The following is a 15,432-nucleotide window of genomic DNA, read 5'->3' on the forward strand; positions in this document are numbered from 1 at the left end:
ATCATGACCAAGAAAATTCTATGCGCCTTCGGGACGGATATCGACTCCGTCGCGGGCCAGATCGGCTCGTATGGCGGTGGAGATTCTCCCAACGATATTCAGCGCGGCATTTTCGCGACCGAGGTCGGTATCCCCCGCCTTTTGCGCCTGTTCAAGAAATATGAGATGCGCACATCTTTTTTCATTCCAGGGCATTCCTTGGAGACTTTTCCCAAGGAAATGGACATGATTGTCGAGGCCGGCCATGAGATCGGCGCGCATGGCTATATGCACGAAAACCCGGTGGCGATGACCCCCACGCAGGAAGAGGATGTGCTGGTCAAATCCATCGAGTTGATCAAGGGTCTGACCGGCGAAGCCCCCAAGGGCTATGTCGCGCCCTGGTGGGAAATGTCGAACGTCACCGCCGCATTGCTGGGCAAATACGGGTTCTCGTATGACCACAGCCAAAGCTATCGCGATTTCCAGCCTTTCTATGCCCGCGTCGGCGACGAATGGAACGTGATCGACTATTCCAAAACCGCGGGTGAATGGATGCATCCGCTGAAACACGGCAAAGAGATTGACCTCGTGGATATCGGGGCCAACTGGTACGTGGATGACCTGCCGCCGATGATGTTCATCAAGAACGCGCCCAATAGTCACGGCTTTGTCAGCCCCCGCGATATCGAACAGCTTTGGAAAGATCAGTTCGACTGGGTTTATCGCGAGATGGAGTACGGCGTCTTCCCGATCACCATCCACCCCGATGTCGCAGGTCGTCCGCAGGTGTTGCTGATGCTGGAACGGCTGATCGACTACATCAACGGTCATTCCGGTATCGAATGGGTGGATTTCAACACCATCGCCGACGATTTCCGCGCGCGCTTTCCCTTCGACAGCGACAAGCGCCCCGAGGTCATCTGATCTTACCTGCCAGAGGGGCTATCCCTCTGGCATTTTCCCCAAGGAGAATACGCGATGTGCAGTGCCTGTGGCTTCCCCACCAAACCGGGCCATTGGACAGACGCTGGCGCTGATGCCGCCGGTGACAGGTTACAGCTGAAATTTCGCCGTGCCCGCATTCTGAACAAGATTCTGCAAAGCTATGGGCTTGCGGTCCATGATGATGGGCTGACACCCGGCATACAGTTGCGGTCCTTCACCGGACGCACGGTGATCGTGCCCGATCTTGAGGCGGTCTGGTCCGAGGCGGAAGCCCAGACCGGAACCGCGCTTGATCCGCTGGACCCCCGCTTCCTGCGCGCGGCGGCGTGAATGGCCGGGCCCGATGTATCCACCGACACCAGAATGCGGCTGACCATTCTGGGCGGCTATCTGGGGTCGGGTAAAACGACATGGCTGCGTCATCAACTGTACTTAGGGCGGTTTGGCAGGGCACATATCTTGGTCAACGAGGCGGCCGAAACCCCGGTAGACGACACGCTGCTGCAACAGCATGCCTCGGGAATTGCCCTTCTGGCCGGGGGGTGTGCCTGTTGCGTCGGTAAGGCCGATCTGCTTGGCGCTCTGCGTCAGATTTGCAATGACCGCAGCCACACCGGATCCACCAAGGCGCGCCTTGAACACATCGTGCTTGAGACCAGCGGGCTGGCCGATCCCGCCGCCATCGCGACGGCCATTCAGAGCGACCCGATGCTGGTGCATCACATCCTGCTGGACGAAATCATCGTGCTGGCAGATGCGGTCAACATCATTCAGCAATTGGGGACCGAGCATCTGGGGCGGGCTCAGATCGAAGCTGCGGACCGGATCATCCTAACCAAAGCGGACGTGCAAGCGCCCGGTGCGTTCAGCGCGGTCCATGCGACTTTGAAACGGCTGAACCCCGGCGCTGCCATCTCCGCTGCTGTTCTGGGCGAAGAGATTAACCCCGAGCTTGAAGCCAACGCGGCCCCCATCGACATTCCCGCGCTGGCCGAACTGTCACGATTGCCCGCGATCGCGCCCACGCGCCTCAAGATCGACCCCTCTGTCGATTGGGCCGCGTTTTCCGTCTGGCTATCTGCGCTGCTGCATGCCCGCGGCGATGACATTGTCCGGGTGAAGGGCGTGTTTGACACCTCAGCGGGCTTTCTGCTGCTTCAGGGCGTGCGCAATTCGGTTCAGGCCCCCGAGATTCTGCCCCCCTCTGCAAACCGACGGGCCAATGAAATTGTATTCATTGGCCGCAATTTCGCGAAAGAGGACCTAGGAAAGTCGCTCAGCTATTTCGCGCTGAGTGGCGGGTGATCACACCATTGCGGGACTAACCCAGATGCGCCCGAACTGCGCGCAGCATGTCTTTGCGGGCGCGGCGAGCGGTCAGGGCCTGTTTCATATCAACCCGCCGGAATTTTACGGGTGTATGCGGTTGCAACTGTCCGATCAGGTCCATATCCGCCGATATGATCGCGCCCAGCGTAAAGTATCCGCCGCCCGAAACCGCATCGCGATGCAGCACAATCGGCTCTAACCCGCCCGGCACCTGAATCGAACCATAGGAATAACACCCGTCCACGATATTCGACGGGTCGGCCCCTGCCCCAAAAGGCTGTTCGCGGTCGACAAACTCAAGCGGTTGACCGCCCTTAAAGCGATAACCCATCCGGTCTGCCTCGGGGGCAACGGACCAGTCATCGGCAAAGAACCCTTGTTGCGCCGCCTCGGTCAGACGATGCCAGTAGAGACCCGGCAGAACCCGCAATTCGGCGGGCGTACCCGGCCCGCGGCGCAGGTTTTCGGGAATGCTGAATCCCGGCTCGATCACGTCGACCTCTCCGACCGGGATCATGTCACCGGCCTGAATGGCGCGCCCGTCGATCCCTCCCAACGCCCCGATCGGATAGGTCGAGCGGCTGCCAAGCGCGGGCGGCGTATCAATCCCGCCGCTGATCGCGATATAGGCCCGCGCGCCGGATTTGAGAAAATCAAAGCTGAGCGTCTGGCCTTTTTTGACGGCAAAACCCGTCCATGTCGGCTGTGGTTCGCCATCGACCTTGGGCGGCAATTCGGCCCCTGTCACCGCGACCAGAGCGTCTTGCATGAATTCGATCTCGGGGCCCATGAAGACAACCTCAAGCCCTGCCGCGCCCTCGGGATTTCCGACCAGCATATTGGCGCAACGTAACGCGAACCGGTCCATAGCACCGCCAATGGGAATGCCCAGATGAAAGTAACCGGGACGCCCCAGATCCTGAATAGATGTCGACAAGCCGGGCGCAAGTATCTTAAGCGTCATTGAGAGCCTCCATCAGCTTGGCATTGGTGCCGGTCATGTCGGCGTTGAACGCATCCAGATCGAAATCGACCTGAGCGATCCGTGGCGCATAGGTGCCCGCCTCGACCTCGGCCAGAATCCGGTCGTATTCGGCGCGGTCGATAGGTTTCCATTTCACGATGTCGCCGGGTTTGAAAAACACCGTGAAATCGCGCAGATAGCTGACCTGCTGGGTGGGATCGAAAATGGTCATCGGGGTGATCCCGAACATCTGATAGCCCCCTGCCCCGCGCACCGAATAGATACACGAGAAACACCCGCCATAGCCCACAGTCTGCTTGGGCGTATCGGTCCGGGGGCGCAGGTATTTGGGCACTTGCAACTGCTTGTCGCGTTCGACCAACTGATACAGAAACGGTAGCCCGGCCACGAACCCCACCATCGACACGAACCAGGGCTGCGAATGGTGCGCCTCGATAAACGCCTCGGCGCTGTCATAGCCGTTGATGCGCGCCGCATAGTCCAGATCGGTGCCATCGGGGTCCTGATGACGCTCGCGAAAGCGCATCAGGGTCTCATGCGTCCACGGGTCCTGATAGTAGACCGGAATTTCGATGATCCGCGTTTTCAGACGCTTGTCAGCATCTTCGGCCTTGTGTTCAAGGTTCCTGATCCGCTCCATCATCTGATCCGGGTGGATCACGTCGGGGTCGAACTTGACCTGAAACGACGCGTTTGCCGGGCAGATTTCAGTCACCCCTTCAATATCTGCATCGCGGACGGTGTTGCTCATCGACAGGGATTTGAAGAAAGCGTCCAGCGACATCTCATCATCCATCTCGACATAGATGTGTTCGTCGCCACCGTAGGTATATCGTGTCTTCACGGCGCGTCTCCTTGGTTATGCCGGTACGGTCAGGTTGCCCGCGTCCAGCCACGGTTCCAGCCATTGGGTGTGAATGTCATCGGCCAGCACATTGGCATCCGCGGCAAGCGCCCGGTGCAGCGGGATGGTGGTTTTCAGCCCCTCAAGGCGCAGTTCCTCCAACGCTGCGCTCAGCTTTGCGATGGCTCCTGCGCGCGTTGGGGCATGGACGATCAACTTGCCCAGTAGCGAGTCGTAAAACGGTGGTATCTGATAGCCTTCGTAAAGAAAGTGATCGAACCGGATGCCATCCCCTGTGGGCAGCTGCATCTGACCGACCCGACCGGGAAAGGGCAGAAATTGCAGCGCCGGGTCTTCGGCATTGATGCGCACTTCGATCGCGTGACCGCTTCGGGTGATCTGGTCTTGTGTGACCGACAGCGCCTGATCCCCCGAAACCCGGATCATTTCCTGCACCAGATCCAGACCGGTGATCATCTCGGTCACCGGGTGTTCAACCTGAATGCGGGTATTCATTTCGATGAAAAAGAATTCGTTCGTTGCGCTGTCATAGAGGTATTCCAGCGTTCCCGCGCCAACATAGTTGACGGATTTCGCCAGCGCGACGGCGGATGCGCACAGACGGTCACGGGTTGCGTCATCCAGACAGACCGCTCCGGCCTCTTCCCACACTTTCTGGCGACGGCGCTGCATCGAGCATTCGCGTTCAAAACAATGCACCGCGTCGGTGCCATCGCCCAGAATCTGAACCTCGATATGTCGGGGCGATTGGATAGCGCGCTCCAGATACAAGCCCCCATCACCAAAGGCCGCCTGTGCCTCGGCCTGCGCCTGCGGGGCCATCTGCGCCAGCTCATCGGCACTCTGGGCAACACGGATACCCTTGCCCCCGCCCCCGGCTGAGGCTTTGATCATCACGGGATAGCCGACCTGTTCCGCTACGGCCAAAGCGTCCTCGGGGGTGTCGACACGTCCTTTTGAGCCCAGCACCACGGGAACCCCCGCCGCTTGCGCCGCCTGACGGGCCGAGACCTTGTCGCCCATCCGGTCAATCGTGTCAGCAGAGGGCCCAACAAAGCGCATCCCGGCGGCCTCAACCGCGCGGACGAAATCGGCATTCTCGGCAAGAAACCCGTATCCGGGATGAACGGCGTCGGCACTGCAGCTGCGCGCCGCTTGCACCATTGCCTTGGTATTCAGATAGGACTGCGCGGCTTGCGGTGGTCCGACACAGACCGCCTCATCCGCCATCCGCACCGCCAGCATATCGGCGTCAGCCTCGGAATAGGCCTGTATCGTGTGAATACCCATCCCTTGCGCCGCGCGGATGATCCGAACAGCGATCTCGCCCCGATTGGCAATGAACAAGCGCTTGATGGGCATGAGTCAGCCGTCCACCTGAGCCAGCGTCTGACCGGCTGTTACGGCGGCTTCGTTTTCCACCGAATAGCCAGCAAAGGTTCCGGCGACGTCTGATTTGATTTCTATAAAGGTCTTCATCACCTCGACCAGCCCGACCACATCCCCGATGGCCACAGCATCGCCTTTGGCCTTGTAAAGCGGCGCGTCGGGTGTTGCCTGGGTATAAAACGTTCCGGGCACGGGCGATTGTATCTCTGCCATCCGTTATCTCCTATGCGTGTCGATTACAGCGTCGCCGCGATTTCACCGGCGGTCGCGATCTGAATTCCGTTATCCGTCAGACCCTTGCGAATGGCGCGGCCCATCTCAAGCGCGCCGGGCGTGTCGGAATGAAAGCAGATCGATTCAAATGCGATCTCAAGCTCATCGCCCTCGACCGTTGTCACGGTACCGGTCTTGCACGCCTTGACGCATTTCTCGGCAACCTGCACGGGATCGGGGCGGCCGACCTGACGGGCAAAGACAATCGAGCCGCTGTTGTCGTAATCCCGGTCGGCAAAAAATTCACGGATCACGGGCTGTCCGGCGCGTTTCGCGGCGGCGTAGGTTTTGGATATCCCCATGCAGAACAACAGCGCATCGGGGCAGATCGCCTGCATTGTATCAACCAGCGCCTGGGACAGGTCTTCGTTCACCGCCGCCTCCATATACAAGGCACCATGCAGCTTTACGTGTTGCAGAGGCGCGCCATGACGACGCCCAAATTCGCGGATCGCCCCGACCTGATACACCACATCATTGATCAGCTCGGCCGGGTTCATATTGATGTAACGGCGCCCAAACCCCCTGAGGTCCAGATATCCGGGATGCGCCCCCAGACCTACGCCATACGTCTGCGCCAGTTTGGCCATCCGGTCGATAGAGTTCGGATCGCCCGCGTGAAACCCCGCCGCGATATTGGCCGAGCTGATGACCTCCATGATCTTGTCCTCGGGCGCATCGCTCAGCACCCAATGGCCAAACCCTTCGCCCATATCGCAGTTCAGATCGACGATCATCCGCATGCGTCCAGCCCTCCGTTTCAGACCGCAGGGCCATCATTGATATTTCTCGTGAAATTGGTATTTCTTTTTTTTGCTCAAGCATTATTAAAAAAACTGATGATGAATGGCGGGTTGTCCGACGATGAATTTCAAGCATTTGAAGTATTTCGTAGCCACCGCAGAAACCGGGCAGGTCAGCCGGGCGGCGCAGCTTTTGTCGATCTCGCAATCCGCCGTCACCAGCGCGATACGCGAGCTTGAGGCTATTCTTGGCACAACTCTGTTCACCCGTCGCGCACAGGGAATGGAGATGACAGAGGCCGGGCAGCAATTCCTGCAATCTGCGCGGGACATTCTGGAAAGGCTGGACGCGGCCCGTGTTCTGGACCAAAGGGATTCGAACATCTCTGGCGTGGTCAGAATGGCTGCGACATACACGGTGATCGGGTATTTTCTGCCCTATCATTTGGGACGCCTGAACCAGCTTTACCCGGGGCTGGACATCCAGATCGTCGAGCTGAACCGGCAAAGCATCGAGCAGCAGTTGCAATCCGGTCAGATCGATATGGCCGTGGCGCTGACCTCGAATATTCAAAACGAGATGGTCGAGACGGTGACGCTGCTCAAGTCCCAACGCAGGCTATGGGTCCCTGCAGGTCACCCGTTGGGCAATCAGGATCGGGTGGCGTTGCAGGATATCGCACGCGAGCCCTACATCATGCTGACCGTCGACGAAGCGGCGCATACCAGCATGAAATACTGGAATGCCAATGACTGCACCCCTGACGTGAAACTGCGTACATCATCGGTCGAAGCTGCCCGGTCCATGGTTGCCAACGGCCATGGCGTGACGATCCTGTCCGACATGGTTTACCGTCCCTGGTCGCTTGAGGGCAGACGGATCGAGACCGTCCAAACCAGCGTCGCAATCCCAACCATGGATGTGGGAATGGCGTTTCGCAAGCAGGCACGTCTGTCCGGCGCAACCCGGGTGTTGCGGGATTACTTTACGTCGTCTTTCCTGTCCCCAAAGCCCGCGTTCTGACAGTGCTTTCGGGTAGTGCTAAGTTGGTCGGCAGGTTCGATGAAGCGATGTCAGCGCATTGAGAACACTGACCAATATACCGCGCTTGAAGGGCTTTCTCTATCTTCGTGAGGTCACTGCATCCGCCGGGATCATCCACGACCAATTGACAAGTGACACCTTAACGAACCTGTAACCATGATCAGTGGCAAGAAACACCGGCTGGGGCAATCAGTCGAAGCAAATGCAAAAGCGGTATTTCCTAAAAAATGAGTTTCACAGCCTGACAATAGTGGTGCGGCAAGAGCCAGCACAATGGCATTGGAACCGTTGACGAAGTGGGGCAACTGGTTCTCCGCTGTTCCCACAGGTCCAAATCAGACGTCCTTACAAAGACAAAAGTATGCGCCAGCGGGGCCCTGCGGTCCGAACTTCAGAGCTATTCCAGGATGTCCTTTCTGGACAGGAGACCGGGAATGATTTCCTCGGACAGCTTGATCGCGGCATCAATGCGCGCCACCCGGCGCGCACCCGGTCGATACGTTAGAAACACCGGATGGGGTCGTACACGAAAGCCGGGCAAGCATCGCACAAGCTTGCCGGAGGTGACGAGATCACCGAGCATGAATTCGGGCACCAGCGCAAACCCCAGACCGTTCAGCGCCAGATCAAGCAGAATGTGGAAGCTCATCACCGCCACGGGACCCGTTACCGAGACTGCGGCTTCTTCTGCCGCAGATTCAAACTTCCAGACGGCACCCGGGCGATCCCCCCGGAACGTCAGGCAGGGCGCGTTGGCAAGATCTCTGGGATGCTTCAGCTTGTACTCGGCGCATTGTTGCGGTGCCGCAACAAGTATACGTCTGAACGACCCCATCTCACGCGCGATGAGACGATCATCATGGACCGTACCAATTCGAAACGCGATGTCGGTGCCGGGGTCCTGCATGTCGGCAAAGCCATAATCGGGCCGCATGACCAGAGTTAGATCCGGATGTTGCTGACGTGCGATTGGAAACAGTTTGGACGCGACAAGACCGCCGAACTCATGTGTTGCCGCAAGGTTGACCTGCCCTGATAAGCCAACGCTTTCCTCGCGTGCGATATCTTCGATCAGGTCGATTTCAGCCAGAACCGAAGCAATCCGATGTTCAAGACGCTCGCCAATTGGCGTCAACTTGACCGAACGCGCCCCGCGTTCCAGCAGCTTTACACCCAACTGCTCTTCAAGCTGCGCGACATGCCGGCTGACACCGGATTTGGCGATCCCCAACTGATCTGCGGCCGCGCTTATTCCCCCGGTCCTGGCGACCGTTTGGAAACTTATAAGGGTGGGCAGACCCAGCGTTCTAATATCTTGAACCATAGGTTCCGATTAATCCCACTGTTCCGAAATATTGGCAAGACGTATTTGTGTCTCATCAACGGCCCAAATCGGGCAGGAATGGAGATGAGAAGATGAATATCCTGATTACAGGTGCAAGCAGCGGCTTTGGCAAGCTGCTCGTCGCCGAGCTGCTCAAGGCCGGTCACCAAGTGGCGGGCACTGTCCGCGATCCAAAAGGCCGCAACGCCGAGGCGGCGGATCTGTTGCGCGACCTGGGCGCGGAAATCGTCGACCTCGATGTAACGGATGACGCATCGGTCGAGGCCGGAGTGGCGGCGGCAAGCGACCGTCTGGGCGGTATCGATGTCCTGATCAATAACGCAGGCGTTGGCGTACATGGTCTGCAAGAGAACTTCTCAGCGGCAGATTTTCAGCGGGTTTTCGACATCAACGTCTTTGGTCCCCAGCGGCTGACACGCGCGGTTCTTCCGCAAATGCGCGAACGGGGAGAGGGCCTTATCCTGAACGTCACCAGCGTTCTGGGCCGCATCACCCTTCCATTCTATGGACCGTATAACGCAACCAAATGGGCGTTGGAGGCCGTCAGCGAGAACTATCGCGCAGAGCTGAGCCAGTTTGGTGTTGATGTCGCAATCGTTGAACCCGGCGGTTTCCCGACGGAATTCCATGGCAACCTGATCCTGCCAACCTCGACCGACCGCAATGAGGGCTATGGCGAAATGGCAGACGCGCCGGTTGCGGCACGCCAGCAAATGAATGAGTTCCTTGCCGCCAATCCACAGCAAGACCCATCACTGGTGGCGGAGGCTGTTGTTTCTGTCGTTGACGCCGCTCCTGGGACGCGCCCGTTCCGTACCGAAGTGGACACGGTGGGTATGGGGGATCTTGTCAAACCCATGAACGATCTGGCGGCGACCAGTACTCAAGCGCTCTTCACAAACTTCGATATGGCAGACATGCTGAAACTGAACGTGGCGGCCAGGAAAGCCGCCTGATCCAAAGGGCTGGCCGGGATTGGTCCGGCCAGCCGCCTAGCCTAAATTCGCTCTCTTGTTTTCCCGAAAAGGATGATCAACATGACACACCCCGCGTTTCAATCTTTATCCGTTGCCGTTGTCACCGGTGGCGCTTCGGGCATTGGCCTTGCCGCCGCGACTAGGTTCGCCGGAATGGGCATGAAAGTTGTCGCAGTCGACCGCAATGCCGACAAGCTGGCCGAAGCCGATGAGGCGCTGCGCGTCGCGGGTGCGGCAGACGTCATGACGTCCTCCACTGACGTCTCCGACCGTGTGCAGCTTAAAGCTCTTGAAAAGGAGGTGACGGAACGGTTCGGAGGCGCGGATATCCTGATGAACAATGCTGGAATCGGTGGTCGGACGTCATGCCTGACCGCACCCGACGTCTGGGAGACTATACTTGGCGTCAATCTTTGGGGCGCAATCCACGGCACGCAGGTGTTCGCTCCGGGCATGATCGAGCGGGGTCGCCCCGGCGCAATCATCAACACCGGGTCCAAACAAGGGATCACGACACCGCCCGGAAACCCGGCATACAATGTGTCCAAGGCGGGTCTGAAAGTCTTCACCGAGGCACTGGCGCACGAGCTGCGAAACACCGAAGGCGCCCAGGTTTCTGCACATCTATTAGTGCCCGGCTTTGTGCACACGGCAATGATCGGAGCAGCCGAGAAGCCCCCCGCCGCATGGACAGCCGAGCAAACGGTCGATTTCTTCGTTGAAAGCGTGAACCGCGGCGATTTCTACATTCTATGCCCTGACAACGATGTGCCTCGCGCGCTGGACGAAAAACGTATCGCTTGGGCCGTGGGCGACATGATCGAAAATCGCCCGCCCCTCAGCCGTTGGCATCCTGACTATGCAGAGGCTTTCGCAGCGTTCATTGCACAGGACAGCTGAAACCGCGTCGCCTCGGGAAAAGAAACCTATCAAACCATGCCCGCACGGAAAACCAGCAACGTGAAAGGGTTCTTACCACCCATATGCAATAGTTGGAGGTACAGATGACAACGCGAGGGTTTTGCTTATGCAAAAAAACGCAATGGGAGTTTTATGGCGAAGTGACCTGGGCCTGCTACTGCCATTGCGACGACTGCCGCAGAAACTGCGCCGCGCCGGTCGTCGCCTGGCTGGGTGTACCAATCAGGAACTTTAAATGGATTGGACATGCTCCAAAGACCATCGAAAGCTCTAATGGCGTGTTCAGGCATTTTTGCAAAGATTGCGGATCGCCGATTGGTTTTGAGGCTGATCACTATGCAGGAGGGATGCACCTATACGCAGCATCCCTTGAAAACCCTGCGGATTTCAAACCGACATTCCATGTGAACTATCAAAGCAAACTGCCGTGGCTTCAGATGAACGATGACCTCAAAAAATATGACGGGACATTGCTGCATGCTCCCGAGGATTTGAGCGACTACCGCTCATAAACTGATACTGTGGTTTTAGGACTCCGCACTTTGCAAACTGCACGACGGGTTGTTCGAGGTCTTGGATCAACCCCTTGGGTGATCTATTTTCAAATGTCAAAGCCTGTACAATTCGGCACATGAGGCATGCGGATCCGCTTTTTCGGGTTGGCTCTATTGCGGGTGTTGTATTGTAGGGATTTCCAACATCCATAGGGCTGAGAACTCCCGACGAATGTTCGGAGAGTGGAATCCGCCTGCAGCATCCTAACCCGGTTTCCAAGGCCTCCTTTTGGCCGCAAGTCGTGCCAAACCGCAATTCTCTCAAAAAGCACGCATGTCTTTTCCCATCGACCCAACGATAGGTATCTGAACACTCAGCTTCTCTTCGATGGCTTGCGGAAGGGTCTTGCCTCACCGCCCTTACCGTTTTTACTTTTTGAACGCGGTGCGTTTGTGTCTTTGGTGTTGGTCTTGCGAGGCGCCTTTTGTGCTCTCAAAGATTTGGATGTATCGGAAGCGTTCGCATCTCGTTTTTGCCGCTTCTTGTCCTTCGAGGCGGATTGTGGTTTTGCCTTTCCACGCTCGCTTGACCGCGGCGCTGGCTCAGCTTTGGCCCGTTTCGGCTTGGCTTCGCTTGCTTGCTTGTTCGAAGTGCCTGCAGCGGATTTTCCTTTCCCCTTCGGACGCTCGGAACCAATACGGGCATCCTGGTCAGAACGTTGGGGGTCACGCGCAACCTTTGACGGTTTGCCTGAACGCGGCCCCCGGCTTTTGGCAGTGTCGTCCGGTGAATAGGATGCTGCTGGCGGCCCTTTGGGAGAGGCGTCGAAATTCGGCGTGCCCGCCAGCTCGGTCAGCGCCGCACCTTGTTCAATGGTGAGGTCATCGCCCAATTCCCGTTTCATTGCAGGCACGGCGTCATTGGCAATCTCGACAAAGGTCTCTTGGTATTGAACCCGGATTGCGCCGATTGCGTCTTTGGACAGACCCGCGTTGCGGCAAAGCATTGGCAACAACCAACGCGGCTCGGCGCGCTGTTTGCGGCCCAGGGAAAGTGAGAACCACGTGCTTGGCCCAAACTCTGCGCGCCGGTCAGGTTTGTGTTTGCCGGCTTCCGGCACGGCACCCAATATCTCAGGTGCTGAGTTCCGCTCTCTGTAGAGGCGCAAATAGGCTGCGGCGATCTGCTCGGGTGTTCTGCCGCTAAGCAGCCGTTCTGCAAAAGCCGTTTCCTCGGGGCTTGGCGGCTCATCCAAAGCGGGATTGGAAATGATGCGGTCCTCTTCGCGTGCCAGCACTTCCTCTGCCGAGGGCGGCGTGCCCCATTCGGCCTCAAGCTTGGCCGTCTTTAGCAATCGTTGCGCCTTTGAGCGTTGCCGGCCTGGCACAATCAGGATGGACGTTCCCTTGCGTCCCGCGCGGCCTGTCCGTCCAGAGCGATGCAGCAGACTTTCCGCATTTGAAGGGAGATCTGCGTGGATCACCAACTCCAACCCCGGCAGATCGATGCCACGGGCGGCCACATCCGTTGCAACACAGACCTTCGCGCGCCGGTCACGCAGGGCTTGCATGGCATTGGAACGTTCTGTCTGGCTGAGCTCCCCCGACAGTGAGACGACAGAAAATCCCCGGTTTGAGAATTTTGCAGTCAGACGCGCAACCATGGATCGGGTGTTCGCGAACACGATTGCGGTCTGTGCGTCGTGATAGCACAGCAGATTGATGATCGCTTTTTCGATGTCCGACGGGGCCACGTTGAGCGCGCGATAGGTGATGTCCGAATGCTGCGCCTCGGCGCTGCCGACCTTGATCCGCTGCGCGTCCTCTTTCTGGTAAGTCTGGGCCAGCTTGGAGATGCCCGGTGGCACTGTGGCCGAGAACATCAGGGTGCGCCGACTTTCAGGGGTTTGATCAAGGATGTATTGCAGGTCTTCGGCGAAACCCAGATCCAGCATTTCGTCCGCTTCGTCGAGAACGACGGTCCGCATATCGCTCAGGTCGATCACACCCCGTGCGATATGGTCGCGCAACCGACCGGGCGTGCCGATCACGACATGTGCCCCACGCTCAAGCGTCCTGCGCTCGGTGCGCGCATCCATACCGCCCACGGCCGACGCAGTGACGATCCCGGCCTCGGCAAACAGCCAGTCGAACTCTCTTCGAACCTGCAAAGCCAGCTCGCGCGTGGGGGCGATAACCATGGCCAATGGCGTCGCAGGCCGATCAAATCGACCAAGCTCATCGAGAAGCTCTTTCGCCATCGCCAGCCCGAAGCCCACGGTTTTTCCGGAACCGGTCTGCGCTGAGACGAGCAGGTCTTTTCCTGCCAGTGCTTCATCTGAGACAGCCTTTTGCACGGGCGTCAAACCGCTATAGCCCTTTTTGGACAGCGCTGCGGATAGGGTTTTCGGGAGGGCAGAAAAGTCTTGCATGGGTCACCAGATGCCGGGAAAGACCCGGCGATAGCGGTATTTGGTTCAGATGTATAGTCTGTAACGTACGCTGGTATGAGAATGTGGCAATCACAGTAGACAGACTCTCGCATCCGCTCGACCAATCGCCACTGTGTTTCACGTCTTGTGAATTCAGGCGGTAAGAATTTGTGGTGGCGTGAAGGTTCGGACTAACGCTTACTGCAGCGAAGCGTTGGACAGCACCGGCATGGTCAGTTTTGGGCCGCTGTCCAAGTCTGCACCGCGCAAAGCGGCGGTAGCTCTATGTGTTTGTCGCGCAATGCGGCTTTGGAGCAGCTGATTGTCTGGTACTTGCAGCGTTGCCTAAATCGACTTCTATAAATCCGTTTTTTTGTGCGACGAGGCATTTCACACTTGTGCCGGATGGCCGTTAGCCGCCTACGCTGCCCGGTCCAACTTTAGCCAATAGCGTGTGTATCGGAGTTCACCCGTTCGGATCAGAGCCCCCTTCTCTACAAGGTCTTGCAGATCCCGCGTTGCCGTGGCGCGGGACGTTCCCGTGATCGAGATATAGTTCTCGGCGCTCAATCCGCCTTTGAATCCATCTGGCCCAGCCTTGAACAACCGGGCGATGACCTTGGTTTGGCGGGCGTTGAACTGATCGCGATGCCGGTCATAGAAATGCGTCTTGGCTATAAAGAAGCCAACCCGTTCCAGAGTCACCTGCTGTGCTGTAAGAACGGTCTCGGCAAACCAGATAAGCCAAGGCGTGACGTCCAGCGTCTTTTGATGACGTTCAAGCTGGTCGTAGTAAGTCTTCCGCTCTCGCTCGATTGTGAACGCAAGAGCAATCAGGCTTGGCTGACCAATGTTTTGCGCCAGTGATTTTTCCGCCAGCGCCCTGCCCAACCGTCCATTGCCGTCTTCGAAGGGGTGAATGCTCTCGAAATACAGATGGCTCAATCCCGCCCGGATCAGTGCGCGCAAAGGCTCGGTACCATCCGGTGCAGTCCGATTGAACCAGGCCACGAACTGGTCCATTTCAGCCGGAACCTGATGCGACGGTGGCGCTTCGAAATGCACCGTCGGGCGGTCTAACCTGCCCGAGACGATTTGCATCGCATCCCCATGGCTCCGGTATGCTCCAATCGTTTCCAGATGCCTGTCATGGGACAGAAGCATGTCATGCCACCGAAACAGGGTGTCGTGTGACAGTGGTTCCGTATAGGTGGAATAGACATCCACCATCATCTCAGAAACGCCCTGTTCGCGCGGTTTGGATGGATAACTGTCGGGAGCCAGTCCAAGATGCCGACGCAAGGAAGACTGCACGCTGAGACGATCCAGCATCTCACCTTCGATCGCGCTGGTTTTAACTGCTTCTTCGCTTAGCAGGTCGATACGCAATTGATCCCGATCCGATGTGTTCACATGATGAACCGCTCCAAGAACTTCCCCTGAGGACAATAGGAATTGTTGCTCGTATGGTTCGAGTCTTGAGGCATCGTAACGAAATGTCGGCCAATCAGGGCTCTGCCAGTTCCACATCGTGAGGTATAAGGATCCAGTCTATAACTCATTATTTATCGTAAATTGAGTTATAGAGGTCAATCCTATTGCTCATCTTTTTAAGCTCATCAGCTTTTTTGTTTAACGTCGCCTTAAAGCACTTGAACCGTCGAAACATTCAAAAAGCGCAAAAATCTTAAGATGTTGACTTCAATC

The 15,432-nt window shown here is 57.6% G+C and carries 15 protein-coding genes; 7 read left to right on the plus strand and 8 right to left on the minus strand.

Translation table 11 applies throughout. The annotated features are described in order from the left end of the window. Positions 1-3: 3 nt before the first annotated feature. The 3 genes from ACRZ94_RS15665 to ACRZ94_RS15675 are packed head-to-tail and all read left to right on the plus strand — an operon-like array spanning position 4 to position 2,232. Positions 4-906: a polysaccharide deacetylase family protein gene (locus tag ACRZ94_RS15665; RefSeq protein WP_480654953.1), complete on the plus strand. Its 903-nt coding sequence runs from the start codon at positions 4-6 to the stop codon at positions 904-906. 54 nt (positions 907-960) lie between these two features. After that, entirely contained in the window at positions 961-1,257 is a 297-nt protein-coding gene (locus ACRZ94_RS15670) for a hypothetical protein (RefSeq protein WP_480797784.1), read from the plus strand. Next, the gene (locus tag ACRZ94_RS15675) at positions 1,258-2,232 is read left to right on the plus strand and encodes a CobW family GTP-binding protein (RefSeq protein ID WP_480797785.1); all 975 of its coding nucleotides are present in this window, start codon (positions 1,258-1,260) and stop codon (positions 2,230-2,232) included. A gap of 16 nt (positions 2,233-2,248) precedes the next feature. Here the strand turns inward: ACRZ94_RS15675 and ACRZ94_RS15680 are convergent, their stop codons facing one another. From ACRZ94_RS15680 to ACRZ94_RS15700, 5 genes are read right to left on the minus strand one after another with little or no spacing between them, the layout of a single operon-like run. After that, positions 2,249-3,220, minus strand: a complete 972-nt coding sequence (locus ACRZ94_RS15680; RefSeq protein WP_480797786.1) for a 5-oxoprolinase subunit C family protein — start codon at positions 3,218-3,220, stop codon at positions 2,249-2,251. Further along, the gene (locus ACRZ94_RS15685; protein WP_480797787.1) at positions 3,210-4,085 is read right to left on the minus strand and encodes a 5-oxoprolinase subunit B family protein; all 876 of its coding nucleotides are present in this window, start codon (positions 4,083-4,085) and stop codon (positions 3,210-3,212) included. The genes ACRZ94_RS15680 and ACRZ94_RS15685 overlap by 11 nt, the downstream gene beginning before the upstream one ends. Positions 4,086-4,100: 15 nt before the next feature. Continuing rightward, positions 4,101-5,468, minus strand: coding sequence for an acetyl-CoA carboxylase biotin carboxylase subunit (locus ACRZ94_RS15690; protein ID WP_480797788.1), 1,368 nt, complete (start codon positions 5,466-5,468; stop codon positions 4,101-4,103). 3 nt (positions 5,469-5,471) lie between these two features. Then, positions 5,472-5,708 (minus strand): acetyl-CoA carboxylase, encoded by a 237-nt coding sequence (locus ACRZ94_RS15695; RefSeq protein ID WP_480654962.1) that lies wholly within the window; start codon positions 5,706-5,708, stop codon positions 5,472-5,474. Positions 5,709-5,731: 23 nt separating this feature from the next. Next, positions 5,732-6,511, minus strand: coding sequence for a 5-oxoprolinase subunit PxpA (locus ACRZ94_RS15700; protein WP_480654964.1), 780 nt, complete (start codon positions 6,509-6,511; stop codon positions 5,732-5,734). A gap of 121 nt (positions 6,512-6,632) precedes the next feature. On the opposite strand from ACRZ94_RS15700, the gene ACRZ94_RS15705 reads away from it, so the two are divergent. After that, on the plus strand, positions 6,633-7,535 hold the full coding sequence (locus ACRZ94_RS15705) for a LysR family transcriptional regulator (protein WP_480654966.1): 903 nt from the start codon (positions 6,633-6,635) through the stop codon (positions 7,533-7,535). Positions 7,536-7,953: 418 nt separating this feature from the next. On the opposite strand, the gene ACRZ94_RS15710 is transcribed toward ACRZ94_RS15705, so the two are convergent. Then, a complete protein-coding gene (locus tag ACRZ94_RS15710) occupies positions 7,954-8,880 on the minus strand; it encodes a LysR family transcriptional regulator (protein ID WP_480797789.1) in 927 nt (308 codons plus the stop codon). 92 nt (positions 8,881-8,972) lie between these two features. On the opposite strand from ACRZ94_RS15710, the gene ACRZ94_RS15715 reads away from it, so the two are divergent. The 3 genes from ACRZ94_RS15715 (at position 8,973) to ACRZ94_RS15725 (ending at position 11,311) form a co-directional block, all read left to right on the plus strand. After that, positions 8,973-9,857 carry an SDR family oxidoreductase gene (locus ACRZ94_RS15715; protein WP_480797790.1) on the plus strand — a complete coding sequence of 295 codons (885 nt, stop codon included), beginning with the start codon at positions 8,973-8,975 and terminating at the stop codon, positions 9,855-9,857. An 81-nt stretch (positions 9,858-9,938) separates the two neighbouring features. Beyond that, positions 9,939-10,778, plus strand: coding sequence for an SDR family NAD(P)-dependent oxidoreductase (locus tag ACRZ94_RS15720; protein WP_480797791.1), 840 nt, complete (start codon positions 9,939-9,941; stop codon positions 10,776-10,778). Positions 10,779-10,882: 104 nt separating this feature from the next. Next, positions 10,883-11,311, plus strand: a complete 429-nt coding sequence (locus tag ACRZ94_RS15725) for a GFA family protein (RefSeq protein ID WP_480654973.1) — start codon at positions 10,883-10,885, stop codon at positions 11,309-11,311. Positions 11,312-11,667: 356 nt separating this feature from the next. Here the strand turns inward: ACRZ94_RS15725 and ACRZ94_RS15730 are convergent, their stop codons facing one another. Continuing rightward, positions 11,668-13,725, minus strand: a complete 2,058-nt coding sequence (locus ACRZ94_RS15730) for a DEAD/DEAH box helicase (protein WP_480797792.1) — start codon at positions 13,723-13,725, stop codon at positions 11,668-11,670. Between the two features lie 420 nt (positions 13,726-14,145). Continuing rightward, a complete protein-coding gene (locus tag ACRZ94_RS15735; RefSeq protein ID WP_480797793.1) occupies positions 14,146-15,255 on the minus strand; it encodes a DUF4172 domain-containing protein in 1,110 nt (369 codons plus the stop codon). Positions 15,256-15,432 lie beyond the last annotated feature (177 nt).

This window comes from Ruegeria sp. CH10 (assembly GCF_056537125.1).